Raw genomic sequence first — 25068 nt, forward strand, 5'->3', positions numbered from 1 at the left:
TGGTTAGAACGAGGTTTTACACGGAAGGGACGTGATTTAGCTGGATCTGGTGAATATAACGATTGACGGACAACAGGTACAAGTACCAGGAGAGTCTACTATTTTAGAAGCCGCACGCAGTATCGGCATAAAAATCCCTACGTTATGTTACCATCCTGAATACAAACCTGAAGGTTCTTGCCGGATATGCCTGGTTGAAGTTGAGGGGGCGCGCAGTCTTGTAGCTTCTTGCGTTTTTCCCGTGAGTGAAGGGATGGTCGTTAAAACCAACACCCCTAATGTACGTGAAGGCCGCAAAACCGTGGTTGAACTGCTCTTAGCCAATCACCCGGAAGATTGTCTCTCATGTCAACGGAATTTACATTGTGAGCTACAAAAAATCGCTGCCGACTGTGGTATTCGTAAAGTACGGTTCGACGGCGAAAAGAAGAATTACCGGCTGGATGCGGACAATCCGGCTTTAGTCCGGGATCAGAATAAATGCATACTTTGCGGCCGCTGTATTCGCGCCTGCAGTGAACTCCAGGGAGTCAATGTATATACCTTTGCCAACAGAGGCTTTCATACCACCGTCGCGCCTGCCTTCAACGCCGGTCTGCACGAGGCTGCCTGCACCTTTTGCGGGCAATGCGCCAATGTATGTCCAACTGCGGCCATTGTGGAAAAAGATGATACCAAAGAGGTATGGGCCGCACTAAATGATCCGGCCAAGCATGTGGTTGTGCAAACAGCCCCGGCGGTTCGCGTAGCCTTAGGTGAAGATCTGGGGGATGCGGGCACACGGGTTGTAACCGGTCAAATGGTGGCAGCTTTAAGGCGGCTTGGCTTTGACAAGGTTTTTGATACCGCTTTCTCGGCCGATGTGACGATTATGGAGGAAGGGGCCGAATTTATCGAGCGGCTGACTCATGGCGGAACGCTGCCGATGATTACATCCTGCAGTCCCGGCTGGGTCAATTTTGTCGAACTCATGTATCCTGAATTGCTTGAGCATCTGTCGACAACCAAATCCCCGCAACAAATATTCGGTGTACTTGTAAAAACCTACTATGCCGAGAAATTTCATATCGACCCCAAAAATATTGTATCGGTATCGATAATGCCCTGCACTGCCAAAAAGGTGGAGGCTGGCAGGGAAGAGATGCAGTCCAGTGGATATCGGGATGTTGATTACGCTCTGACAACGCGGGAATTAGCCCGGATGATCAAAGAGGCAGGACTTGAGTTCCGCAAGTTGAAACCGGAAGAGTTTGATGCCCCATTAGGTATATCTACCGGCGCCGGCGTCATCTTCGGCACTACCGGCGGGGTGATGGAGGCGGCTTTAAGGACGATATACGAGATATTGACGGGTAAGCCGCTGGATTGTATTGAATTTAATGATGTACGAGGGTTTAAAGGTATGAAGGAAGCAACTGTTACTATCGGTGAAAAATCAATAAAGGTGGCGGTTGCGCATACGTTGGCTAATGCCCGCATCATATTGGACAAGATACGTAAAGGTGAAGGTGACTATCAATTTATCGAAGTCATGGCTTGTCCCGGCGGCTGTATCGGCGGGGGCGGCCAGCCGCTGTCCACCTCGCCTGAGATTCGCAAGCAACGGATGGCCGCAATTTATGAATGTGATGAAGCTGCAACTATCCGCAAATCTCACGAAAATCCGGCCGTGCAGGAATTATATGCTACCTGGCTGGGAGAACCTCTGGGCAAAAAATCGCACCATTTATTGCACACACATTACCAGGCGCAGGTCCGCAGGTAAAAGGGATATGTAACGTACACCCAATTATCACCCTTAATGTGACCTTTTTTAAAGAATAATACTGTGAGTCAGCCTAAAAACCCGCTAAAAATGTTATGCGGGTTTTTTGTTTTGCCCATGGATAAAACACGGGGACAGGGACAGTGTTTCTTATTTTTTATTTCGCGACAGTAACATTTCCAGTTGAATGTCCAGTTGATTTTCCAAAGAGATTGGATCATTGGGCCAAAATTCTTTACGGTCAATCTCGTAGATATGATTGTTTTTAGCAGCAGGCAGGTTTCGCCAGATATCGCTCTCCATGATTTCTCCGGCTTGCTTTTGTCCGCCTTGCGCCGGAGAAACAAGCACAAACATATGGTCGGCCGCATACTGAGGCAGTGTTTCCAAAGAAAGATTTATGCCGTCGCCCTTCGCAATTATATACTTTGCGGCCGTTTCCGGCGGCTTAAGCTGAAAGGTTTTATATAGGTTGCGGGCGCCCCTGCCGTAATCTATATTTATAAGCCAAACGCCTTTACCCCAAATCTCATATATGCCTACCGTCTCGCTTGCCGCAATGGCTCCAGCCAGCTTTTGCCGGGCTCTTTCAGCCTTTATCTCAAAAGCCGTAATCCATGTCTCCGCCGCCTGGTTTTTGTTCAGCAAAGCCGCCAGTTCCCGCAATTCCTCATAAACATCCTTATGATCCCAGGGAATGACCACAGTGGGGGCAATTTTGGCAAGCTGTTCGTAGTTTTGTCTGTCAATGGCAATAATTAGATCAGGTTCCAAAGCGGCAATCTTTTCAAGGGACTGTCCGACATTGGCAATCCCCGCAACCTTCTCTTTAAGAAAGGTATATTCTAACTCGGCCTGGCTGGCCCCTACCGGGGTAACGCCCAGCGTTAGCAGATGTCCCAGATAGTAAAGTGCGACAATACGTTTGGGTTCCACCGGGATCTCAATTTCTCCCTGTGCAGTCCGGACTCGTTTCATAGCCGGTTTAACGGGAGGTCCGCCTGTAGTCAGTGTTGCAGCGGTTTTTGTCAATGATTGAGCCGCAGGCCAGAGCGCCTGGCCTTTATGGTAAAGTAGCCAGAAAATGATGGCAGCGGCAATAGCAAATAAGCTGATTATAAATATTGCTTTTCCCCGAAGCATAGTTAGCCTCCCTAACGAGTACAAGATTTCTGCCAGGTCAGTTCAGGGAAGCCGGCGTGTTAAAAGTTTGCCGGCATAGTGGACAGACCATACGGTATACAGAGGGGAATTCCGGTTCTGGGATCAGGAAAAATATCTGCCTCGACGCCAAATATTTCCCGCAGCACTTCGGGAGTCATCACCTGCCGGGGCGCACCCTGCTGCAGGACTTTTCCCTGCCTGACAGCAATCAGATGATCCGCATAACGCGCGGCATGGTTTAAGTCATGAACCACCATCACGATGGTTCGCTTTTCTTTCCGGTTTAGCCGGTATAAGAGCTGGAGTACTTCCAACTGATGGGCCATATCCAGGAAGGTAGTAGGCTCATCAAGAAACAGGATGTCGGTCTGTTGCGCCAGTGCCATGGCAATCCAGGCGCGCTGGCGCTGACCACCTGATAATTGGTTTAGCGGAAGCTCGCAGAAAGCGGCGATTCCTGTTACTTCAATCGCCCAGGCGATGATTTGTCTGTCGTCCGGCGTGAGCGAACCGAACCCTGTTTGGCTGGAAAATCGTCCATAGCTGACGAGTTCATATACGGTCATACCCTCGGGGGAAGAGGGATTCTGGGGCAATATCGCCAATTGCCGGGCCACTTCCCTGGTAGACTTGTGATGGATGGACTCGCCATCCAAAAAGACACCCCCGCCTTTCGGTTTTACTAACCGGGCCATTGCTTTTAAGATGGTGGACTTGCCGGAGCCGTTAGCTCCTACCAGGACTGTGATTTTCCCCATAGGGATATGTATATTCAGGTCTTTTACAATCAGTCTTTCATCATAGGCGATATCCAGATGCCTGACCTCAAATTTTTCCGGCATGTAGATTGCTCCTTTCGGATGTTTTATTAAGCTTTGGATCTGGCCAGCAAATACAGGAAATAAGGTGCACCAAGAATGGCAATGACAATACCTGTCGGTATTTCCGCCGGCTGTAACAGGGTACGGGCTAATAAATCGGCTGCGACAAGCAAGAGACTGCCGGATAAGGCTGCAGCCGGCAGAAGCCACTGATGCCGGTTTCCTACCAGCTGCCGCGCCAAATGAGGGCAAATTAAGCCTACAAAACTAATTCCCCCGCAGACGGCGGCGCAGGAACTGGCCAAACCGACAGCGGCGGCGAGCAGCATATAACGTTCTTTCTCCAGGGCAGCTCCTAAACCAACGGCCACTTGATCGCCCAGTGCAAGTACATTGAGAATACGGTATTTAGAAATCACAACCGGAATAAGCACTACTAGCCAGGGCAGCAGCGCCAGGACGTAACTCCAGTTACTGCCCCAAATACTGCCTGCCAGCCAGATCGTGATGAGGTGATAATCATTAGGATTCATCCGTAGAGTAAAGATAAGCATGGCAGCGGAAAGTCCCGCTGTTACCGCAATACCCACCAGGATTAGTGAAACCGGTGATAAACCCTGATTTTTTCTATATGCCAGAGTATAGATGAGACTTGCCGTCAGGCCTGCGCCGGCCAGGGCAATGAAAGGCAGCAGAAATACTGATACTCCGGCATACAACGGGTAGAAAGCAACAAACAGAACAACCGCCATGCCGGCGCCGGCATTAATGCCAAGAATTCCCGGATCAGCAAGTGCGTTGCGGGTGACTCCCTGCAGAATGCAGCCTGATAACGACAAGGCTGCGCCCACCAGTAACGCAAGCAAAATACGTGGCAGACGTAAATCCAGCAAAATCAAAGCTTCCTTGGGCGTGCCTCCGCCGAAAAGTGTTTTCAGCACTTCTAACGGAGTGAACTGAACATACCCAATTGTCACACTGAAAACGAAGAACGCTGTGAGCAGCATACTTAAAACCGCCAGAACGGCAAGGCCACGTCTCTGCCTGGCTTGCTCAGAGACAGGGATCATAACTTGCCGCATTATATTTCGCTCCTTTGCCGGCGTGCCAAATAAAGGAAAAACGGGGCTCCCAGCAATGTTATAATTGCGCCGATCGGTGCTTCATTGGGCGGATTTATCAGCCGGGCCCCAATGTCGGCCAGGACAAGGAGCAGGCTCCCCAGCACTGCTGAGCAGGGAATAATCCAGCGATAGTCTGCTCCTACCAGATAGCGGGCGATATGAGGAATTACCAGGCCTACGAAACCGATCGACCCTGCCGTCGATACGCTGGCGCCAGCCAAAATCAGCACTAACAGGATACCGCAGAATTTTACAACACCTACTTGCAGACCAAGGCCGGTTGCCACCTCTTCGCCAAGACTGAGCAGCGTAATAAACCTGGATAAAATTAAGGATCCGATCAAGCCCGCCAGGATCCAGGGAAATATCATTTTTACCTGCAGCCACTTAATACCGGCTATCCCGCCGGCGTACCAAAAGGCCAGGTCTTGATCGACCCGATAGTAGATAGCTATTCCGCCGCTTAAGGCAATGAACAGCGACGCTACGGCCGTCCCGGCTAACGTCAGCCGCAGCGGATTCAACCCGCCTTTGGCCAGTGAACCAATCCCGTATACCAGCGCTGCACTGGCGGCAGCGCCGGCAAACGAATAGAGAATGAGAAGGTCAAAGGGAAGCGCAGGGAAAAAGGCGAAACAAAGGGCTAATGCGAAGCTGGCTCCGGCATTAATGCCTAATAAGCCGGGATCGGCTAAAGGATTGCGGGTCATTCCCTGCATAATGGCTCCCGCCACGGCGAAAGCCGCTCCCACTAAAGCGCCGGCAGCAATCCGGGGCATACGCAGGTCATGAATAATCTGGTGTGGAGTGGAATTGGGGTCGTAGCTTACAAGGGCCTGACCGACTGTTGCGAGCGGAATGTCTGCCGCTCCTGTAGATAAAGCCAGCACTATTCCTAGCAGCAAAGCTGCAATGCCGCTCCCCAGAATGAGCAGGACGTTTGAATGCTGTTTATGGTTTTTATTTGTCACAAGCTCTGGCTGTTTGGCATTTACCATAAAATCCTCCACGGAAAAAACGAATTCCTGACATTTCTTTTGCGGGGAAATCTGCGGTATATATTCTGATAGCAGAGGTTATAGCAACAGCCAATACTCCATCAAACATTCAGATGGATATTGGCTGTTGCTATGTAAGCTTCATTATCCTTTGTCCAAACTGGAATTACGGGCTGACAGTGAAGGTTTATTCCCCTGCAGGGGTATAATTTTTTTGCAATTTGATAACGAGTATCGTTATCAATTAAAAGTATAGTATACTCTGGCTAAGCTTGTCAATATGAGAGGCAGGGGATTGTCCCTGCGGTTTCTCAGCCTGTTGGCAGGGCAACTTTTTCTCCCGGATAAGAGCAGCAGCGGCTGTACGTGTTTGCCATGGGCCCGCGCAGCCGTGTTTTTCTTTGTAATGTCATGCTGCTGAAGTACCTGATAAATAATTGTTGACTGGAAAATAGCGCACGGTTATAATATTTATCGATAATGATAATCAATATCAAAATAGTAAAACACTCAGATAAAGAAAAGGTAGTATTGCATCTGCAGCAGTCGCCGCAATTATGCTCTCTCCGCCGGCAAGCGGCTGATAACCGCCAGGAAAACGACTTATTCAGTCAATTGGCTGCAACCGCAATACCGGTGTCATTATACTGGAAAACGCGAGCGGAATGAAACAAGTAAAGGTGATGTTAGATGAGAAAGAGAAAACCCGCAGGTAAAGGGAAAGTGCTTCTATGCGCTTTACTAAGTGGAACTTTATTACTGCAAGCAGCGGACGTAGCTCACGGGGCCGAGGCGGCGAAAGAACAGGCCGGTGAGGAAAGAACTGCCCAAGACCAGCAGACAGGAGAAAAGAACCAGTTTTATCTTGATCCGGTGGTGGTAACGGCTGACCCGGTGACGGCAAAATCCCATCTAACAGAAAAAGCCGCAAATGGAGCTTTAGGGAGCCGGTCGCTGCTTGATACACCATTTTCTGTTACGGTCGTCAGTGGTGAAGAACTGGCTGACCGGCAGGTTGCCAAGCTGGGTGATGTATTTGCTACCGACGCTTCTGTTTCGAACAATGGTGATGGCTACAACGCTTGGGCCAGTTACCTAAGCGTGCGCGGACTGCTATTGGACTGGCAAAACGCATACAAGCTGAATGGTATGCCGTTCATGAGTTATGGTGTTACTTTGCCTTATGACCACTTTGAGAAAGTTGAACTTCTAAAAGGTTTGTCCGGCTTTATGTATGGTTTTGGTTCACCGGGAGGAGTTGTCAATTATGTTACCAAGAAACCGGTTGATACACCTGTTCACAGTGTCGATGCCGGCTACAAGTCTGACAGTATCAGAAGCATACATATTGATGTGGGGGAACGCTTCGGTGCAGATAATAAGTTTGGCTACCGGCTTAATGCAACCCATGAAGAAGGCGGCGTTTATAATGGCGGATCAATTGACCGTGATTCCTTCTCTCTGGCTTTGGATGCCAAGCTAACACCGGATTTGACCTGGAATTTCGAAATGCTTGACCAAAATCGCAAATCGAAAGGGCAAACACCGTCGATTTATACAGGGCTTTATACCAGCAGCGGCTTACCGAGCGTTATCAGCGGCGACAGCAAGAATCTGGCCGGTGATGATCAGCATCTTTATACGGATTTACAGCTCTATACAACCGGTCTGCAATATCAAATCAATCCTGACTGGAAGTTGAGCAGCAGCTATAGTTACAACAAATCGACACGGAACCGCAACGAGGGTACCCTTTACCTGGCAAATAGTACCGGGGATTATAACGACTACCGAAGCGACAGCCGTGAAGCTCACCAGTTTTATTATTGGCAGGCAATGCTGGAAGGAAAGATAACTTCCGGACCTGTTACGCACCAGCTGACACTAGGCGCTGCCAATCAGCGCCAGGTAAATAACTACAGCAGCAATAGCTTCTGGGGCTTTCTCGGCAGTGGGAATATTTATTCCCCCAACAACAATAGCTATTATAGTTCAATTGATTTCGATTTATATCGAAACAGTGATATCGCTCAGAAATCCATTTTCGCAAGTGATACCATGCAGTTCTCCGAACGGTGGTCGGTATTGGCCGGCTTACGCTATACAGACTATGAGCAGCGTTCCTATGATACTGCCGGCGCACTTACGGCGCGCTATGTTAAGAACGGCGTGACAACTCCGACTATGGCGGTTATGTATAAACTCCGGCCCAATACTACTCTCTACACCAGTTATGTTCAATCCCTGGAGCCGGGCAGCACAGTAGGCACAACCTATGCAAACCGTGACCAGTTGCTGAATCCTTTGAAGAGCAAACAATATGAGGTCGGGCTTAAAAGCGAGCAGGGGCGGTGGAGTACAACCGCGGCGCTCTTTCGCATAGAACGTGGCGCAGAATATGCAAACAGCGGCAACTATTATGTACAAGACGGCAAAGCCATTTACCAGGGGATGGAGCTTGGCGCCAGCACCCGCCTGGGAGCACGGTGGGAACTGGGAGGCAACTTGATGTGGCTTGACTCATCGTATGACCAAGGCTTTGCTTACAAGGGCAACCGGGTTGCCGGAGCGCCCAATTTTGTAGCTACAACACAAGTGGCTTACAATGTTCCCAGGGTGTCCGGGCTGAAACTTTTCGCTGATGCGAAATACACCGGCGAGACGATGCTAAGAGCGGCGAATGATTTGAAGGTACCGGGCTATACTATAGTCAACATTGGGGCGATTTATCCCGCGCGTATTCATGGTAAAGATGTGACTCTGCGCGTTGCCGTGAACAATGTAACCAACAGGCGCTACTGGGAATACCAGTATGCCGATTATATCAAGCCAGGTGATCCGCGCACCGTCAGTGTAAGTGCCAAGTATGAATTCTGATTGAAACGGAAATCCACAGTTTAGATATTCACAATGGAGAGAAACAGCTGCTTGTCAGTGATGAACATGCGGCTGTTTCTTAGTTTTAATAACCATTACCGTCGCGGAATATAAGAGGCGGTTCAACAGCATGCCGCCTTTATAATCGGCCGCGCAGCCTGCAGAAACGAAAGCCAAACATGGTCCCTGTCCCCGAGTTTTACCTAAGAGGCAGTTCAAAAACATGGGGACAGGGACAGTGTTTTGAGGATTATTGCTCGGTGAGTAATTCGTTCAGTTTGTCTAACTGGTTAATATGGATGGTGCGGTTATGGAATGATATTAAGTCGGCTGCCGCTAACTGCTTTAGTTCGCGGGACAGGGAAGTGCGGGAGACATTAAGATGCTCGGCCCAGGCTTTTTTGGAAAATGGCAGTGTAATGACCTTAGACCGCCGGGTTTGGCTTTCGGTAATGAGAAAGTGCGCAATTTTACTTTGAATGGAGGACAGGGAAAGGATCTCAATTTTTTGATTTAAAGCCAGCATGCGGTTGGAAACTGAGCAGAGAAAGTTTAACATAATGGCTTGATCAAGAGTAAAGAGCTGCAGCAGGTATTTTCTGTGCAGCAGAAATATTCTGCTGGGTTTACAGGCAAACAGGGTTCCCGGATAATACTGCGTGCCGGCGAACATGGCGGCATCGGCCAGCAGGTCAAATTGCCCGCGGGTAGTAACGGTGATTACCTTGCCGGACAGAAAGTCCTTTTTTACATCTACAGAGCCTTCGAGAATGATGCCCAAGGTGTCGGCAGGCTGGTTGATGGAAAATATAATTTCATTTTCTTTAAACTCCCGGATCCGGTAGTTAATCTTAGCTAATAGGCCTGCGATTTCGTCAGGGGTCTTTGTGGTAAATAATACAGACTGTCGCAGGGCATGCAGCAACGCACTCATGGCATTTCTCCCCAAAAATTGAAAGTGTATCACCAGATACTGTATTTATTTTTATGGTATAGTATAATTTTGAAAAAATCAATTGATAATGAAATTCATTATCGAAAAATATTTTCTTAGTCAGCTCGATCAGGAGGCGAAAGTATGAGCTTAAGAAAACTGAACCGGACGGCGCTATTGCTTGCACTCGTGATTGTTTTCCAATCCTTGCGGCTTTACTTGCCAATACCGGCTTTTGTGTCCGTATACATTATCGGCAGTCTGGTAAACGCCTGTCTGCTGCTAGCCGCCGCAACGGTAGGCTGGAAAGCCGCAATGGTTCTGGCCGTTGCTGCACCGGTAGTGGCGTATCTGCAGCAGGTGCTGCCGGTACCTGTACTTATTCTAACGGTTGCTGCCGCTAATATCGCCTACGTGAGCGGGTATCTGATTCTGGCAGGGCAAAACAGAATACTGGCTGTGAGTGTGGCGACAACCGCTAAGTTTATGATCGTTTATTTAACGGTTGCGGGTCTTATCCAATACATCGGGATTTCCGGTAAAATGGCGGCTATGCTGACAATGACGCTGGGCTGGCCGCAATGGATTACCGGCTTTGGAGGGGGGGCGATTTTCTTTGCAGTGCGCAGAAAACTGTTCAATTCCAGTCTGGGGTAAGGGAGAAGCAGGCGCTGGCATGGTGGTTTCAAAGAGACATTGTACAGGCTGCCGGCTATGTGTCGGCGAATGTCCCGTCAGCCCGCACGAGACCGGGGAGGAAGGCCCGTTCATAGCCGGCAGCGGCTGTGTGGACTGTGGGGCGTGCCTGCCGCAGTGCCCGGCGGCGGCCATCGATTATGCGGATGACACCGAACGATTTATCAGCGATGTGCGTAACGGGGTCCCAATCGCTTTGCTGGCGGCGCCGGTGGCCATCAACAGTTTTGCCGATTACCGGCAAGTATTCGGATATCTGCGCAGCCTGGGAGTAAGGTCTTTTCACAATGTACTGCTCAGGGCGGATATAACCATCTGGGCTTATACAGAATTAATGCGGTGTAACGAACAGGCCGCCTTTCTATCTTCTCCCTGCGCAGCCGTGACGGATTATATCCGGCGGCATAAGCCAAACCTTAAGCCGTATCTCATACCGGTGCACAGTCCGGTACTTTGCACCGTGATCTACTTGCGAAAGTACCGGCAGCTTACCGACAGGCTGGCCTTTCTGTCGCCGTGCATCGCTAAGCGAAAAGAAATTAAAGCCTTAAATCCGCAGGGCTACAACGTTACTATTAGCCGATTGCAGCAGTATCTTGCCAGCCACAATATTGACTTGTCCAGGTACGCAGCGGCGGATTTTGACGACCGGACGGAAGGGGCAGGGCTTACTCTGGGGGTTTACGGCGGCGTCAGTGAAAGTATTGCAGCTCATTTACCAGGGCGCCGGTTTGTTAAAATAGGCGGTCCTGACAAAGTGTACCGCTGGCTGGATGAATATGAGCAAATGGCCTTGGCGAAAGAACCATTGCCGAATTTTGCCGAGCTATATAACTGCCGGGCCGGTTGTGAAGGCGGCACCGGCATCAGTGAAAGGCAGAAAGCGGGGCTGGCGCCGGTTGACAGCAAATGGTCAAAGCTGGCGCCGGCGGCGGCGGTGAAGAGCCGGCAGTCCGGGGAACACTTATTTTCTGTTTTTAAGCAGACACTGCAGTTACCGGACTTTATGACCTGAACAGTGTGGTGGATAACGATGGAAACTATGCTATCGTTGTTGGTACTAATAAATATGAAAAGACAGAAGGGAGACTGAAAAATGCTGTGCATGAAAGACCATAATACCCTGCTCCATATTACCTATGAGGACATGATCAAATATCATGGCCGCTCATTTATTGGCGGTGTAGCCATGGCCTATAAGCTGTTGGAACTGGTCAGTGCGGTGTTAACAGACGGCACACTGGTACGGGGCCGGTTTCAGATTGTGCTTGGCGTAAACGGACCAGGGATTGTTGACGGGATTGAAATGGCTACACGGGCGAAAACTCTGGGACTCTTGTCGATTGATCAGCAAATAGCCAGAGATAAGGATGCACCGTCGGCCGCGGACGGCCAGGACGGCAAATATTATTTTATAGTTACCTATGCGGGTAGAACGATGATTGTATGGCTGCGGCACGGCTTAGTTCCCCAGGAGTTTCTGGACTTGGCCGACAAAACCCATGATGGTACGATTACGGCCACGGAAACAGAGCGGTTACAGCACCTGAAAGAAGAAATTGCGGTCTTCTTTATCGCGCGGGAAGCGCTGAGCCTGTTTCATTATACTCTTTTATCCGACGACTAACCTTCAGATGGGGTTAAGTCTGCTCTATGGCTGGTTTTCATGAAGCAAGCGTAGTTTGCGGGCATGATGACATATTTTATGTATGTATGGGGGAATTATGGATGAAAAAAAGACAAAGAGCACTGCTGGCAGTGGCAGCCATGCTGCTTATTTCGGCAACCGGTTATGCCGAAAATGCGCCGGCAGACAATTTTACACTTGACGAAGTTGTCGTCACCGCGACCCGGACGGAAAAAAGCGCCAAGGACCTACCGTCGGCGGTACAGGTGATTACCAGGCAAACCATCGAAAATCAAGGAGCACAAACCTTAGAGGATGTGCTGCGCTATGCCACCGGCATTCAACTGACGCGCAGCAGCACATCGGCCAGCCGTGAAGCCGTCTCCATCCGCGGTTTTGACTCCCGCTTTTCCATGATTCTGATTGACGGCAAACGCCTGGCCTCGGAGATTGACCAAAATTATGAACTGGACCGGATTCCACTGGAGAATATTGAACGTATCGAGATTGTCCGCGGACCGGTCAGTTCGCTCTACGGTACCGAAGCGCTTGGCGGGGTTATCAACATCATCACGAAAAAATCGCAGCAGCAATCCGTAACGTTTGATATTGGCAGCGGGTTATACAGCGGCGGCCGGGATGGCAAAGACAGGTATAGTTTTGCTTACGACTCCGGTCAGATAGGCAAATTCTCGGTTAGGATTTCCGGATCGAAGGTGGAAAATGATGCGTTGTTTAAAAGCAACGGCCTAACATATGAGCCATACGGGACCCGGAAAAATCTCAATGCGGAAATTGATTACCGCTTATCGGCCAGTGAGACAGTCAGTTTTTCCAAAGGCTATACCGAGGAAGCGACGTATGAGTATGTGAAGCCGGCGGCGGCAGTATTGAAAGCCCGGGATTATGTCGAACGGGACGAACATGCGCTAGCCTACAGCAAAAAAGAGGATGATAAAGAAATATTCCTGCGTTATTACCAGTCGGTCATGGAGAAAAGTCTTGATCAATACAATGCCGCCACCCTGGCTAATTGGGTGCGGGCCAAACGCACTGTTAACGTGTATGAAGGCCGCTACACCCAGACCCTGAATCCCCAGCACCGGCTGACGTTCGGCGCCGAATACCGGCCGGAAACATTCCGCGGAACGGCCGTCAATACGGGGGAAGGATATTTTACTGTTGTCCACCCCAGCGGCCAAATTAAGACAGGCTCAACCGCCCATCTCAACTATTCGGCAGCCTATGTGCAGGACGAGTGGAACGTGAACGACAAATTACTGGCGATTATGTCGGTGCGCTACGATGACAGCAACAAGTTTGAAAGCAATCTCAGCCCCAAACTGGGACTTACCTATAAACTAAGTGATGATACGCGCCTCAAAATGAATGTGGCCCAGGGCTTCCGCAGCCCAACCCCCAACCAGCTTTATCAGAGCGCATCAACGCAACAGGGAAATCCCAATTTAAAATCAGAGACTTCCCAATCCTATGATATCTCGATCGAGAAGGACTGGACAAAAAAAACCGGTAAGCTCACCTTCTTTAATAATGATGTTACCGACATGATTGACCTGGTCACGCTCTCAGGGACTAATAAGCAGTATCAGAACATCAGCAAAGCCTCGATTAAAGGGGTAGAGGCGGAATTTACCCGGGAGTTATCCGACCGCTTATCCTGGACAAACAGCTATACCTATCTGGAGGCCGTTAATGATGCAACCGGGCAGCGGCTGCAAAACCGGGCCCGGCACGTGCTGCTGTCAGGACTGTCTTATCATGATCAGCAAGGCTTTACGGCCAGCCTGCAGAGTCAGACCTTCGGCAAGTATCTTGTATCGCCCGGCGGCAATAAATCCTACTCTGTCTGGAATGTCGCCCTGTCGCAGAAGCTTTCCGACCATCATAAGCTGCGGCTAGGTATTGATAATATCTTTAATAAGACCGACGAGGATGTGCCGCTGCTTGGCGCCTATGTTCACGGCAGTATCCAGTATTCGTTCTAACAGAGTAAAAAAGACTGTCTCTATTATGGAGAGCGAAGTATGTCAGATGACAAAAGACCTGCAGATTTTGCAGGTCTTTTGTTGTTCCCCACGGTACTAGGGCTGGCCGGCTAAATTCATAATCAGCTGCCAGAGGTTTGCCGGCACAGGCATGACCGAAAGGCGGGACTGGCGAACCAGTTCCCAGTCGGCAAATTCGTCCAGGGCTTTGATTTCATGCAGGGTGACAGGTCGAGTAAGGCGATAGCGGGGAACAATATCAACGGTGACAAAACGGGGATCGGTGGCGGTGGGATCAGGATAAGGCGCGGATACGGCCTCGGCTACACCGACAATGGCTTTTTCCTTGCCGGAGTGATAGATCAGGATCAGGTCGCCGGGCTGCATGGCTTTGATATGCTTAGCGGCCGTAAAGTTGCGGACGCCATCCCACATATCTTTTTTCAGACGTTCGAGATCGGCGTAGCTAAACGTCTCAGGTTCTGTTTTGGCCAGCCAAAAGGACATAGCTTGTACACTCCTTAGTTTTTACTTCTATTTTATACTAATTGGCGGCCCACTGCAAAAAGGCGGCAGAGTGAGCCACTAGCGGTTAAAGTGGTGCAATGGGATATTAAAAACCAATAAAATAAATTACAATATTATAAATTTATTGAAAATTTAAGCAGGAAACTGATGGTTTTTATAGAATACTTGAGTAGACAAGTGCGCAACTACACATTGAGCCGATTGCGTGTGCTGAGATCAGGAGGTGATGAATAAGGGAGGCAGCAGTAGTTACGCTGAAAATATATCAAGGAGGGATATGTATGGACAGCCAGGTTAAAGAGAAAGAGTACAGTCAATACCGATGGGTCATTATGGCCCTTGTGTTTGCCAGCTTCTTGCTAACGTTTCTGGCCCGGTTTGCATGGCCGCCGCTCATTCCTGTTGTTGTACCTGTACTGCAAATGAACATGTCTCAGGCCGGGGCCTATATGACGGCTTTTTATTTCGGCTATGTTATTACCCAGGTACCGGCGGGGATGCTTGCCGACCGCTTTGGCGTGCGGACCATTCTGGGTGTGAGTTTGGTCATTGAGGGCATTTCAACCTGGGCAATGGGGTCAATAACCTCTTTTGACATGGGCTTTACCCTGCGGGTTGTTACCGGTCTGGGAGCCGGCGCCATCATGGCCAGCTGCGCCCGGGCATTAATGGAATGGTTCCCGCCGCAGGAACGCGGCACGGCTTTCGGGTTCTTACTGGCGGCTCCGTCCGGCGGTTTACTGGCCGCAAACTATCTTGTGCCTACCCTTAATGCTGCGTTTTCCTGGCAGGGGGCTTTTCAGTGGATTGGAATTGCCACGATCCTGCTGGGAATACTGATTTACTTCTTAGTGAAGACTTCGGATGAGCCCAAAGGTGAAAAGTCGTTTTTTGGCGGCTTCAAAGTGTTTTTTGCCAACAGGAATATCGTTCTCGTGGCAGTCGCCGGGTTCTGCCTGATGTGGATGGAACTGGGTGTGGCAACCTGGGCGAATGCGTATATTAAGAAGCTCGGTTTTTCCGTCAAAGAGGCGGGAATGGTTCTTATCTGGTACAGCGTTGGCGGCGTAATCGCACCGGTGATATCAGGCTGGATTTCGGACAGATTAGGCAACCGCAAAAATATTGTGCTTCTGGCCTATGCCATAAGCGCGCCCCTAACGATCTATTTTGGTTCACAAACGACCTTATCCATGTTGAATATTGCCGGCTTTATTTACGGCTTTTGCTCCTACGCCGCCAATCCGCATCTTAGTCTGATGGTATCGGAATTCGCCGGCAAAGAATGGGCGGCGACCGCCAACGGCATAACCAATTTGATCTTCCAGCTTGCTTCCATGATAGGACCGCTTGTGCTAGGCGGCGTTATCGATTTAACCGGAAGCTTTAGCACTGTATGGTACATGATGGCGGCCGGACCCATTATCGGTATTTTAGTTCTTTTGCCTTTGCGTCCCCCTGCGGCTGAAAGACCAATTAATTTACAAGCAAAGTGAGGGAAAGCCGAATGCCAACAGATATGCAAAAACTTTATGATGAGCGGTTAGGCAGATATCAGGCTACCATTGCGCTGGAGCCGACTGACCGGATACCTATTGCTTCCGGCTCCTGCTATCTGGCGGAAGTTTATTCCGGGTGCACCAATCAGGAGATTATTTATGACCCGGATAAATGGCTGCAGGCCGAAATGACGTTTATTAAGGATTTTCCCGAAGTGGATGCACTCCGGAGCAACCGGGTGTGGGCGCCGCTGTATGATGCGGTCGGCTGCCGGACTTATAAGCTGCCAGGCCGGGATTTGCCTGTACGCCAGCAATTTCAATTTGTGGAAGAAGAGTACATGCAGGCCGATGAATATGATCTCTTGATTAAGGATCCGGGCTTGTTTATGTTAGAGAAGTTTTTGCCACGGGTTCTGGGTGAATATGCCGACCATGGGTCAAACCGATCCCATATGGCTTTTCTGAAAGCCGGCATGGCGCAAATGATGACAGCCAATATTATGAGAAACCGTTCCATTCAGCTGCAGACCGTTTGCGGGATGCCCCAGCCGACTACCGGCGCATTTGTTGCTCCGTTTGATGTTTTAGGCGACGTGCTGCGCGGGTTGCGAGGAGCTTTAACGGATACATACCGCCGGCCGAAACAGGTGCTGGCAGCCTGCGATGTACTGGTTGACGTTATGGTCCGGTTTGCTTTGTCTACCGCCGATCCGCTCAGACGCTACCCTATTTTCGTACCGACTCACAAAGCCTGCTTTATGTCACCGAAACAATTTGATACCTTCTATTGGCCGTCTTTCAAAAAGACGCTGGAAAAAATCATTGACGCCGGTTATACTGTCAGGGCTTATCTGGAAGGCGACTGGCGCCAGCACTGGCACCATTTCCTGGAACTGCCTAAAGGTAAAGTAATCTGCGATATTGATACCCAGGGGGATGTATTTAAGGCCAAAGCCGACTTCGGTCACCAGCAAGCCATTTCCGGCGGTATTCCTGATTCCATGTTTATTCTGGGGACGCCCCAGGAGGTTACTGAACAAGTTCACCATTTGTGCGAAACAGTCGGTAAAGGCGGCGGCTTTATCATCAACGGCGGATGCAACATTCCCTACGATACCAAACCTGAGAACTTTAGAGCCATGATTGACGCTATTATGAAATACGGCTGGTATGACAGGAATCTAAAACCCGCACCCAAAGCCCCGGCTGAACCGAAAGCCGATATTGACACCATTGCCAAGCAATACCGGATTACGCCGTGGGAAGTCCGAGCGAGGGAACTTGGCGGGGTGACGGGCGATGAGGAAATGATCAGGAAGCCGTGGGATAATCTTGAGGCAATGGCCTTCAACTGGATGTGGAACTGGGCGTTTTAAGAGAAAGACTATCTGGATGAAAGGGAGAGGCTAAGTATGGGGCAAATAGCAGACGCATTACGGGATCTGGATGAAGAATCGGTATATGAGCTGGTAGACCAGGCTGTGCAAAAAGGCACTTCGGCGCTTGATATTATTAGTGAATGCAATGCGGGTATGGTGGCGGTCGGAGAATTGTTCTCGGCCGGTCAATACTTCCTGAGCGAACTGATTTTTTCCGGTGAGATTCTTACCGCCGTCATGGAGAAACTGGAACCGCTGCTGCAAGGAACTGCTCAGAAGGAGTCGGCGGGAAAAGTAATCATCGGTACGGTCAAGGGTGACATCCACGACATCGGCAAGAATATCGTCATTAGCCTGCTGCGCGGGTCAGGCTTTGAAGTTATTGATATGGGGGTGGATGTACCTACAGAAGAGTTTGCTAAAAAGATAAAAGAAACAGGGGCCAAAGCGCTGGGCTTATGCGCACTGCTCAATTTTACCTATCCGGAGATGAAGACCGTCGTAGAATCCCTGGAGGCGGCCGGTATCCGCCGGGATGTGCAGGTGATCATTGGCGGTGCTCCTTGTAATGAACAAGTCCGGGAGTATGCCGGGGCCGATTATTATGCCCCCGATGCTCTGGCTGCCGTAACTATCAGTAAAAAAATATACCGGCAGTAAGAAGAGACTGCCCTGATAGCCCAAAATTCCAGGCAAACTTAGTTCAAAGGTGGGAGGAGTATTTATGAAAAAGACTAAAAAATGGCTTGCTATTATTCCACTGACCCTGCTCAGCGTCACGCTGGCCGGTATGCCGGCCCTGACTAATCCTGTACATGCCGCCGTTACACAATCCTTTAGTGATGTTCCTGCAGGCCACTGGGCGTACGATGCGGTAGCCAAACTGGCCAAGGCCGGAATTGTCGATGGCTACAGCGATAAAACCTTCCAGGGGAACAAGACGCTAAGCCGGTATGAAATGGCCTTTATTGTCGCCAAGGCCATGGATAAGTTTGAGGGGGCAGACGAGGATAATAAACAACTCATTGATAAGCTGTCTTCAGAGTTTGCGGCTGAACTCAACCGGCTTGGCGCCAGGGTAGCCAAAGTGGAGGCCAAGACCAACACCTGGATCGGCGGAGAAACCCGCATGCGGGTTGTGAGCGATAATCCTACGCCGGCCGGCGGTAAGAAGTTGAATGGATCTGACCGGTTCGATTTCCGGCAGCGGATAAAGTTTTGGGGCAACATTAACGACGATCTTGCCTGGACCGGGCGCCTTGTGACCAATACCAGCAATAAGTTCGGTAATGCTGAATATAGCTCGGGTTCGGAAATAAGCCTGGACTTGATGAATGTGACCGCCAAGAATCTATTTGGTCTGGACAGTATGCGGGTGGGCCGTTCGGCGCTTGATTTCTATACTAACGGTATATTTGGCAAGGCCGGCAATGTAGATGGTGTTACGCTCTCTAAAAAGCTCGGTGATGTAAATTTTAAAGGCTGGACAGGAAATATCAAGTCAGCCGGCACAAACGGGGACGCCAATCAACTGACTACAGGTCAGCTTGATGTTAAGCTGGCCGATAATTTCAACTTAAAAACCGGTTACTATTGGGCGGATATTAAAGGAACCAGTACTACTTATACTCCGGCCAGCGGCTCAAATACGGAAGTATTCTCAGGTTCGGGTTCGCTTAATACCAATGTAGGCAGTTTTAAAAGCTCCCAAGGGTGGACAGCCGGAGTTACCTATAAAATGGGGAAATATACTCTCCTGGGAGACTATGTGAGTACTACCCTCAATGGTGCGGCCGGTTTGCCCGATAATCCGAAAGGCTGGGTTGTCCAGCTCAGCAACAGCAAGGGACCGGACGTGATATTCCCGGCAGTTAATCTTGTTAATCCGTCCAAGGTGGGCAGTGATGCCTGGATGGTATCCTATCGCAGTATTGATGCCGGCGCTATTCCTGGCGGTGCAGGCGCTTTCGACGTTACAGCCGTCGCCAATACCGCTCAGCCGTATAATATTTACCTGCATGGCACAGATAATGTCAATGTATTGTATTTGGCCTATCAAAACGTGGTTGCCAAAAATGTAATAGCTTCGCTGGAATATCAGGATTTCAAGATTAAGAACAGGGGATTAACCGATTTAACCTCTAATAAACTGGATAAAACCTATATGATGAAGATTGAGTTCTTTTATTAAAATGATGAGTGTGACCCCGGGGTGTATCCCGGGGTCACACTCATTTTAGCTGCTTATGCAGCGCTGTATTTTTGATTTCGTCAATTTAATTAAAGAGCGGATGAATTGCAAAATTTAACTTAAATTTTATACTAATTTAACAAAACAACGGGAGGAATAGACTTACAATGATAATTAGAAAGTCTTATTACGTCTAGAGTCTAAAAAGAGGAATGTTTTTAAGGTGCGGTCAGGTGAGAATCGAAATATTTGCTGCTGTGGAGATGCTGAAAATGAAGGTAACAGGCAGGAATGCGAGCCATGATTAAAAGCTTAGCCATAAGGGGTTGTCTTAAGGTCTGGGATTTGCGAGTGAATTTGAACCGTAATTACTGGCTAAAGAGGGCGTGGTTTGGTCTTTGTATAGCAATCCTTATTATGAGCGGTGGCTGTGCATTCTCGACGCGCCCGGCAGTCACGTTGCCGGTGGACCATCGTCCGGTACTGCATATAGGAGCCTGCCCAGGCGAAAGTGTTGAAAAGACACGAGACCAGTTGCAGCCGCTCATGGCGTATCTGGAAAAGAAAACCGGCTACCGGGTTGAATTAACAGTAACACAGGATTATAAAAGTATTATCAGCAAAATGTATCAAAAGCAAATTGATGTCGCCTGGTTCGGACCGTTTTCATACATCCTGGCGCAGAAAATCGCCGGCGCCCAGGCTTTTGCCGGTACTGAGAACAATAAGAGCGGCAAAGTGTATTACAGTATGCTTATTGTTCATCCGGAAACAGGTATTGAGAGTGTCCGACAGTTAACCGGGCATAGTCTGGCTTTTACCGACCCGGGTTCAACCTCCGGTTATCTGATACCAAAAGCAATGCTGTTGAAATATGGTATAGATCCGGACAAGGATATAAAATCGGCAGTATTTCTTGGCCATCATGAAGCAGCGATTCAGGCAGTAAAAAAGCGGTCAGTTGACGCCGCCGCGGTTTCAAGCATTATTTTAGGTAATATGCGGGAAAAGGGAATGGTGGGAGATAACGACTATCGTATCATCCAGACATCAGAGGCAATACCCGGCTCCGGTACCGTCTGGGCTTACCGGGCAGGTCTTTCGGCGGATAGTAAGGCGAAAGTAAAAGAAGCTTTTTTTAGCGCCAATCAGGAAGAAGGCGCTTTGGGGATTTTTGCTGCAGAGTTTGGTAGCTTCGTTCCTGTTGAAGACCAGGATTACGATATTATTCGCGAAATATCCCGGTTATTAGGGATGGATGCCATTCGACGGGTTGATTATGAACATATCAATGGCGATAGTTGATAATCGCAGTCGTCATTGCGGCAAATATCTCGAAGCTAGCGAAGCGGTGCCCAGCCGGAGAAGAACGTAAACAGGAATTGCGGAATCGGTCCGGGTAACCGAGCTAAGTGAGGCTGATCAAATTTAATATAACGTTAATCATTCCTTAACCCTGCCTTTATACATCTTACTTATAATATGCTTAGTGAGTAGTCATATTTTATGGGAAAGCAGGGAAGAAAAATGCTGCAGCTTTTAGTTCACAGTAATAACAATTACAGCGCAAATGTTTTACATAGTGGCATGAAAAGGTCAGGACGCTTTCGTCCCCTGGCTGCCCACAACATTGTAAAACAACAACGGCGTTATCTAAAACAAGCATTATTAGAAGCTATTGCACGTAACCGCTGGCAGAGAGAAATGCAAACTGCCCTGGCTGTTGAACACTGTCACCTTGCAATCGAAGCGCTGGTTAAGGAATTTATCGAGAAAGAGACAGAATGTCTTGGATTATATGCTTCTAATATTCTACAAGGAAAAACTAAAGTTGCGAATTGCCTGTTTCAAGAGTTTCTAAATCCCTTAGCCCTAGCAACGTTGCTTGAGAATATGAAACATAGCATTCAGCTTGAACTAAAAGAATGTTTTGGCGCTGTATCCGTCGATATCGCCGCTTTTCAATATTCTGCTGCAGATTCGGCTGTAATTAGCCAAATGGTAAGCAGTGTTGATGAGTGCAGGAATACCCTGCTAATTGCTGAGATAGCAGCCGAAGCAGGTGATCAAACCTGGGAAAAAGCCTTAAGCAAAATAGTCTTGAATCCGTCAATCAGAAAAATATTAAATAAGATAAAGCTGGGAACTATTGCGCTAAGCATAGTGGGCTGTGACCATAAGCTACTGGTAGAGCAATATCGTTTGCAGCTGGAACAAGAGCTGGCTGGTATTTTATTTAACGTAACACATAGAGTTAAGCTGCTTATGCGCAATAAAGCGGCTCAGGTTTTTTACGAGATGTACGACAGCATCTATGGAAGCTATTTTACGTCCTTGGAACATACTGTTAAAATAAATGGTTTTTATAAGACAAGAACAGTACCCCGGGAGCGAGTCAACTTACAGGCTATTTAAATAGCCTGCTTTTTTTCTTGCTTATGACCGGAAAGGGCAGCCATGTGTAGAATTAAGCAGCCTGAATCCTTAGGCAACTAGGACTCAGGCTGCTTTAATTTTGTTTCCTGATTAGCTCAGGCGGAACTGACGAATGTTCTCGTCCAGCTCTTCCGCCATATGCGCCAGGGCAAGACTGGCGTTTTTGACTTCATCCATGGCTGCTGCCTGCTGCTCGGCGGCGGCTGACACGGCTGAGGCCTCTAACGACAACTGATCGCTTTCTTCGTCAATGCTTTTCATAAAGCCAATAATGTCATTTGTAGAGACTCCCATGTTATTGACGGCAGCAGACACATCCTTTATTTGTCCGGCAACTTCGGCAACTGTTGCTGAGATAAATTCAAAGGCTGCGCCTACGCTTCTAACCGCCTGCCCGCCCTGTTGCACCTGCTCTGCACCTGTCCGCATTGTGTCAACGGCAGATTCCGTTTCTATGACCACTTCATTTAACAATTGCTCAATTGTTTTAGCCGCTGTCTGTGATTGGTCGGCCAGTTTTCTTACCTCATCAGCAACAACTGCGAAGCCGCGCCCTTGTTCGCCGGCTCTTGCCGCCTCAATCGCCGCATTTAAAGCTAAGAGACTGGTTTGGGATGAAATTCCCGAAATCGTATCGACTATCCGCTTTATTTCTTCGGAGCGGGAGCCTAACCGGACAATTATCTCTGAGGATTTTACCACGGCCTGTTCAATTATTTGCATTTGCCCTACCGCCTGTTCTACAGTTGCTGAACCGTTCACAGCCGACTGGCTTGCAAACTGGGCTTTTTCGGAAGCTGCCATACTCAGGGATATACTATGCTGGACATTTTGGGACATATTCATCGCCGCCTGCATACTTTCATCGACAACTGATGCCTGGCGGGTAGATCCTTGCGAAACCCTGACCATGGCAGCAGCCACTTCGCCGGCCGCTTTGGCTGATTCGTCAGCATGCGCTGTCAGTTCTTCCGTTGCTGAAGCAACTGTTTCGGCAGAGCGGGCTGCTTTCTGAACAAGCGCACCCAGGCTGTGGGTCATAGCTTGTAGGTTCTCGGCTAAAGTACCAATTTCGTCTTTTGTTGTCACTTCAATCCTGGTCGATAGATCGCCTTGCGCGATGTTGGTTGCACTCTTGATAAGGGTCGTAATTGGTTTTGCGATCCGCCGGGAGAACAGCAACAGTATTACGCTTACAATGGTTATAAAGCCAACTAGCCCAATCAGCGAATTGTAAAGTAAGGCCTTATTTGCACCGGCGTATGCTTCGGCCTCAGGATAAACCAACACCACTTTCATGCCTGTGTCGGCAATGGGGCCATAAGCAATAAATGCAGGAACACCGTCAACAACTGCTTTGGTTGTATGGATGCCATCAGCCGCCAGTACGGTTTTTCCCAATGCGATTAGGGAAGAATCGGACTCATCGGAAATTCTATCCTTTAAGTCTTTTTCCTTAGTTTTATGTCCCAGGTAGTAGCCTTGGCCGCTTAGCAAAAAGGCGTAGCCTGTAGTACCGACTTTTAATTCACGGACATAATTGGTTAATTCATTAATGCCGATATCCACGGTTGTGACCGCGAATACCTTGCCGTTTTTTCGCGCGGGGCTGGAAGTTGTTAGCATGGGAATATTGGTTACGGTATCCAGGTACGGTTCACTCCAGACAACATTTTTATCGGCGGTAAGCGTATTTTTATACCAGTCATATTTAAAGTAATCATATTGTTCATTGCTGTAGTCCCAGGTTAAGATGATTTTTCCTTTGTCATCCAGGTATTTATAGGGGCCATAATACTTTATGTCAGAGCGAAATGCGTAAGGCTCAAACCAAAAACCGGCGCCTACTATAAGCTTGTTGGAGGGAATAAACCGTTCAATTGTGCTGAGTATTATGTCGGGATTTTGCTGTGGTATTGATTCCATGGTATAGGCAAGCAATTCCGTATATTTGCCGACTTGTTTCAGTTGGCCGGCAATTTGATTTTCAAGCTCACCTGCTTTGGATTTCATGGTGTCATTGACGTTAGCTTCAAGTGAATGGCGGAACTGGACGATGGAAGCAATAAACTGGATAGAAAAAACTATGCCAACTACACTTAGTACGCTAATAAGGAAAATTGCTTTAATACTATGAATCCATTTTCCCATGAGCTTCCTCCTTAGATAAATACTCTTTTTATTTAAACGTATCATAGATATAAACTCCCTACAATTCACGTCATGTAAAATATTGTTAACTAAATGTTAAATGTAGTACTTTGTCTTTTTTTGCTGGAATAATAGCATTCATGTCAATTTTAAGGCCAAGGCTACAGCCTCAGGCATAAGAAAAGACACTTTACGCGCTAGCGCATAAAGTGTCTTTCTTTAGGTTGGCTGCTATTAAAATATTCTCTGGCGTTTGTAAGATTCGAAGTACTTTACGAGGCTATACAGGTTCCAAACCATCATGCGCTTCAGTACGGTTTTCGTCCTTTTTGTTCAGGTGTTCTTCCTTGGCCTCGTCTACCATTCCCTGGACTTTTTGGCGCAGGGATTGCGCGTGGTCGGAAAGGGCTAACGCGCCGCCTGTTGCAGTAACTGCCATCTGCCGGAGCTGTTTTCTGGTGTCATTTTTGAGTTCTTTAAATTGGTTCGATAAGGCTTCGGCAGGTTGAATTTCGCGTGCCTCGGCCACAATATCTTCCACTTCTTCCTTTATAGCGGCACCGGTATGCTGTACTTGGTCAGAAATGTTTAAAATACCCCGGGTTGCCAGTATTGCAGCCGAGCGCAGCCCTTTACGGACAGGCGGCAGAGCCAAAGCTAAGGCAGCGCCTGTGGCGACAAGCATAACCGGGGAAGCCTGGGCTAAAACACGAGAGCCCCAGCGAACGATGTTGTACAAAAAAAACCCCCCCTTGTCTTTTTCTTCATTTTTTCCCTATGTCAAGCCTTCTATGCAGAGTAGTAGTGTTAATTTAAAGTTAATAATTACACATAGGGCATTGTCAGCATGGATACAATAGCTGATATGA

General features: G+C 48.7%; 20 protein-coding genes. 12 read left to right on the forward strand and 8 right to left on the reverse strand.

Annotated elements, in window-relative coordinates; genetic code table 11:
- The first annotated feature begins 40 nt into the window (after positions 1 to 40).
- Positions 41 to 1765, forward strand: coding sequence for an NADH-dependent [FeFe] hydrogenase, group A6 (locus tag SATMO3_RS04115; protein WP_371381669.1), 1725 nt, complete (start codon positions 41 to 43; stop codon positions 1763 to 1765).
- A 150-nt stretch (positions 1766 to 1915) separates the two neighbouring features.
- Here the strand turns inward: SATMO3_RS04115 and SATMO3_RS04120 are convergent, their stop codons facing one another.
- From SATMO3_RS04120 to SATMO3_RS04135, 4 genes are read right to left on the reverse strand one after another with little or no spacing between them, the layout of a single operon-like run.
- Positions 1916 to 2908, reverse strand: coding sequence for an ABC transporter substrate-binding protein (locus SATMO3_RS04120; RefSeq protein ID WP_371377876.1), 993 nt, complete (start codon positions 2906 to 2908; stop codon positions 1916 to 1918).
- A 59-nt stretch (positions 2909 to 2967) separates the two neighbouring features.
- Positions 2968 to 3771, reverse strand: coding sequence for an ABC transporter ATP-binding protein (locus tag SATMO3_RS04125; RefSeq protein WP_371377879.1), 804 nt, complete (start codon positions 3769 to 3771; stop codon positions 2968 to 2970).
- A 26-nt stretch (positions 3772 to 3797) separates the two neighbouring features.
- On the reverse strand, positions 3798 to 4832 hold the full coding sequence (locus tag SATMO3_RS04130; RefSeq protein ID WP_371377882.1) for a FecCD family ABC transporter permease: 1035 nt from the start codon (positions 4830 to 4832) through the stop codon (positions 3798 to 3800).
- Positions 4832 to 5872 carry a FecCD family ABC transporter permease gene (locus SATMO3_RS04135; RefSeq protein WP_371377885.1) on the reverse strand — a complete coding sequence of 347 codons (1041 nt, stop codon included), beginning with the start codon at positions 5870 to 5872 and terminating at the stop codon, positions 4832 to 4834. Before SATMO3_RS04135 ends, SATMO3_RS04130 begins: the two co-directional genes overlap by 1 nt.
- A 690-nt stretch (positions 5873 to 6562) precedes the next feature.
- Between SATMO3_RS04135 and SATMO3_RS04140 the strand changes: the two genes are divergently transcribed.
- Positions 6563 to 8749 carry a TonB-dependent siderophore receptor gene (locus tag SATMO3_RS04140; RefSeq protein ID WP_371377888.1) on the forward strand — a complete coding sequence of 729 codons (2187 nt, stop codon included), beginning with the start codon at positions 6563 to 6565 and terminating at the stop codon, positions 8747 to 8749.
- A gap of 250 nt (positions 8750 to 8999) precedes the next feature.
- Here SATMO3_RS04140 and SATMO3_RS04145 read toward each other — a convergent pair whose 3' ends face one another.
- Positions 9000 to 9683, reverse strand: coding sequence for a Crp/Fnr family transcriptional regulator (locus SATMO3_RS04145; protein ID WP_371377891.1), 684 nt, complete (start codon positions 9681 to 9683; stop codon positions 9000 to 9002).
- A 144-nt stretch (positions 9684 to 9827) separates the two neighbouring features.
- On the opposite strand from SATMO3_RS04145, the gene SATMO3_RS04150 reads away from it, so the two are divergent.
- The 4 genes from SATMO3_RS04150 (at position 9828) to SATMO3_RS04165 (ending at position 14012) form a co-directional block, all read left to right on the forward strand.
- Positions 9828 to 10340 carry a hypothetical protein gene (locus tag SATMO3_RS04150; protein ID WP_371377893.1) on the forward strand — a complete coding sequence of 171 codons (513 nt, stop codon included), beginning with the start codon at positions 9828 to 9830 and terminating at the stop codon, positions 10338 to 10340.
- Positions 10341 to 10359: 19 nt separating this feature from the next.
- Positions 10360 to 11394: a [Fe-Fe] hydrogenase large subunit C-terminal domain-containing protein gene (locus SATMO3_RS04155; RefSeq protein ID WP_371377896.1), complete on the forward strand. Its 1035-nt coding sequence runs from the start codon at positions 10360 to 10362 to the stop codon at positions 11392 to 11394.
- An 81-nt stretch (positions 11395 to 11475) separates the two neighbouring features.
- Positions 11476 to 12006: a hypothetical protein gene (locus SATMO3_RS04160; protein ID WP_371377899.1), complete on the forward strand. Its 531-nt coding sequence runs from the start codon at positions 11476 to 11478 to the stop codon at positions 12004 to 12006.
- 101 nt (positions 12007 to 12107) lie between these two features.
- Positions 12108 to 14012, forward strand: a complete 1905-nt coding sequence (locus tag SATMO3_RS04165; protein WP_371377901.1) for a TonB-dependent receptor plug domain-containing protein — start codon at positions 12108 to 12110, stop codon at positions 14010 to 14012.
- Positions 14013 to 14108: 96 nt separating this feature from the next.
- On the opposite strand, the gene SATMO3_RS04170 is transcribed toward SATMO3_RS04165, so the two are convergent.
- Entirely contained in the window at positions 14109 to 14519 is a 411-nt protein-coding gene (locus SATMO3_RS04170; protein WP_371377904.1) for an EVE domain-containing protein, read from the reverse strand.
- Positions 14520 to 14821: 302 nt separating this feature from the next.
- On the opposite strand from SATMO3_RS04170, the gene SATMO3_RS04175 reads away from it, so the two are divergent.
- The 6 genes from SATMO3_RS04175 (at position 14822) to SATMO3_RS04200 (ending at position 22027) form a co-directional block, all read left to right on the forward strand.
- Positions 14822 to 16036, forward strand: coding sequence for an MFS transporter (locus SATMO3_RS04175; protein WP_371377907.1), 1215 nt, complete (start codon positions 14822 to 14824; stop codon positions 16034 to 16036).
- Positions 16037 to 16047: 11 nt separating this feature from the next.
- Entirely contained in the window at positions 16048 to 17418 is a 1371-nt protein-coding gene (locus tag SATMO3_RS04180) for a uroporphyrinogen decarboxylase family protein (protein WP_371377910.1), read from the forward strand.
- A gap of 36 nt (positions 17419 to 17454) precedes the next feature.
- On the forward strand, positions 17455 to 18081 hold the full coding sequence (locus tag SATMO3_RS04185; protein WP_371377912.1) for a B12-binding domain-containing protein: 627 nt from the start codon (positions 17455 to 17457) through the stop codon (positions 18079 to 18081).
- A 64-nt stretch (positions 18082 to 18145) separates the two neighbouring features.
- A complete protein-coding gene (locus SATMO3_RS04190; protein ID WP_371377914.1) occupies positions 18146 to 19612 on the forward strand; it encodes an S-layer homology domain-containing protein in 1467 nt (488 codons plus the stop codon).
- Positions 19613 to 19912: 300 nt separating this feature from the next.
- On the forward strand, positions 19913 to 20917 hold the full coding sequence (locus SATMO3_RS04195) for a phosphate/phosphite/phosphonate ABC transporter substrate-binding protein (protein ID WP_371377917.1): 1005 nt from the start codon (positions 19913 to 19915) through the stop codon (positions 20915 to 20917).
- Positions 20918 to 21139: 222 nt separating this feature from the next.
- Positions 21140 to 22027: a hypothetical protein gene (locus tag SATMO3_RS04200; RefSeq protein WP_371377920.1), complete on the forward strand. Its 888-nt coding sequence runs from the start codon at positions 21140 to 21142 to the stop codon at positions 22025 to 22027.
- A gap of 111 nt (positions 22028 to 22138) precedes the next feature.
- Here the strand turns inward: SATMO3_RS04200 and SATMO3_RS04205 are convergent, their stop codons facing one another.
- Together SATMO3_RS04205 and SATMO3_RS04210 are read right to left on the reverse strand one after the other, a co-directional pair.
- Positions 22139 to 24199 carry a methyl-accepting chemotaxis protein gene (locus SATMO3_RS04205; protein ID WP_371377923.1) on the reverse strand — a complete coding sequence of 687 codons (2061 nt, stop codon included), beginning with the start codon at positions 24197 to 24199 and terminating at the stop codon, positions 22139 to 22141.
- A 280-nt stretch (positions 24200 to 24479) separates the two neighbouring features.
- Positions 24480 to 24938 carry a hypothetical protein gene (locus SATMO3_RS04210; protein WP_371377925.1) on the reverse strand — a complete coding sequence of 153 codons (459 nt, stop codon included), beginning with the start codon at positions 24936 to 24938 and terminating at the stop codon, positions 24480 to 24482.
- Between the last annotated feature and the right edge of the window lie 130 nt (positions 24939 to 25068).

Origin of the sequence: Sporomusa aerivorans, assembly GCF_041428895.1 — a bacterium.
In the GTDB taxonomy this organism is placed as follows: Bacteria; Bacillota; Negativicutes; order Sporomusales; family Sporomusaceae; genus Sporomusa; species Sporomusa aerivorans.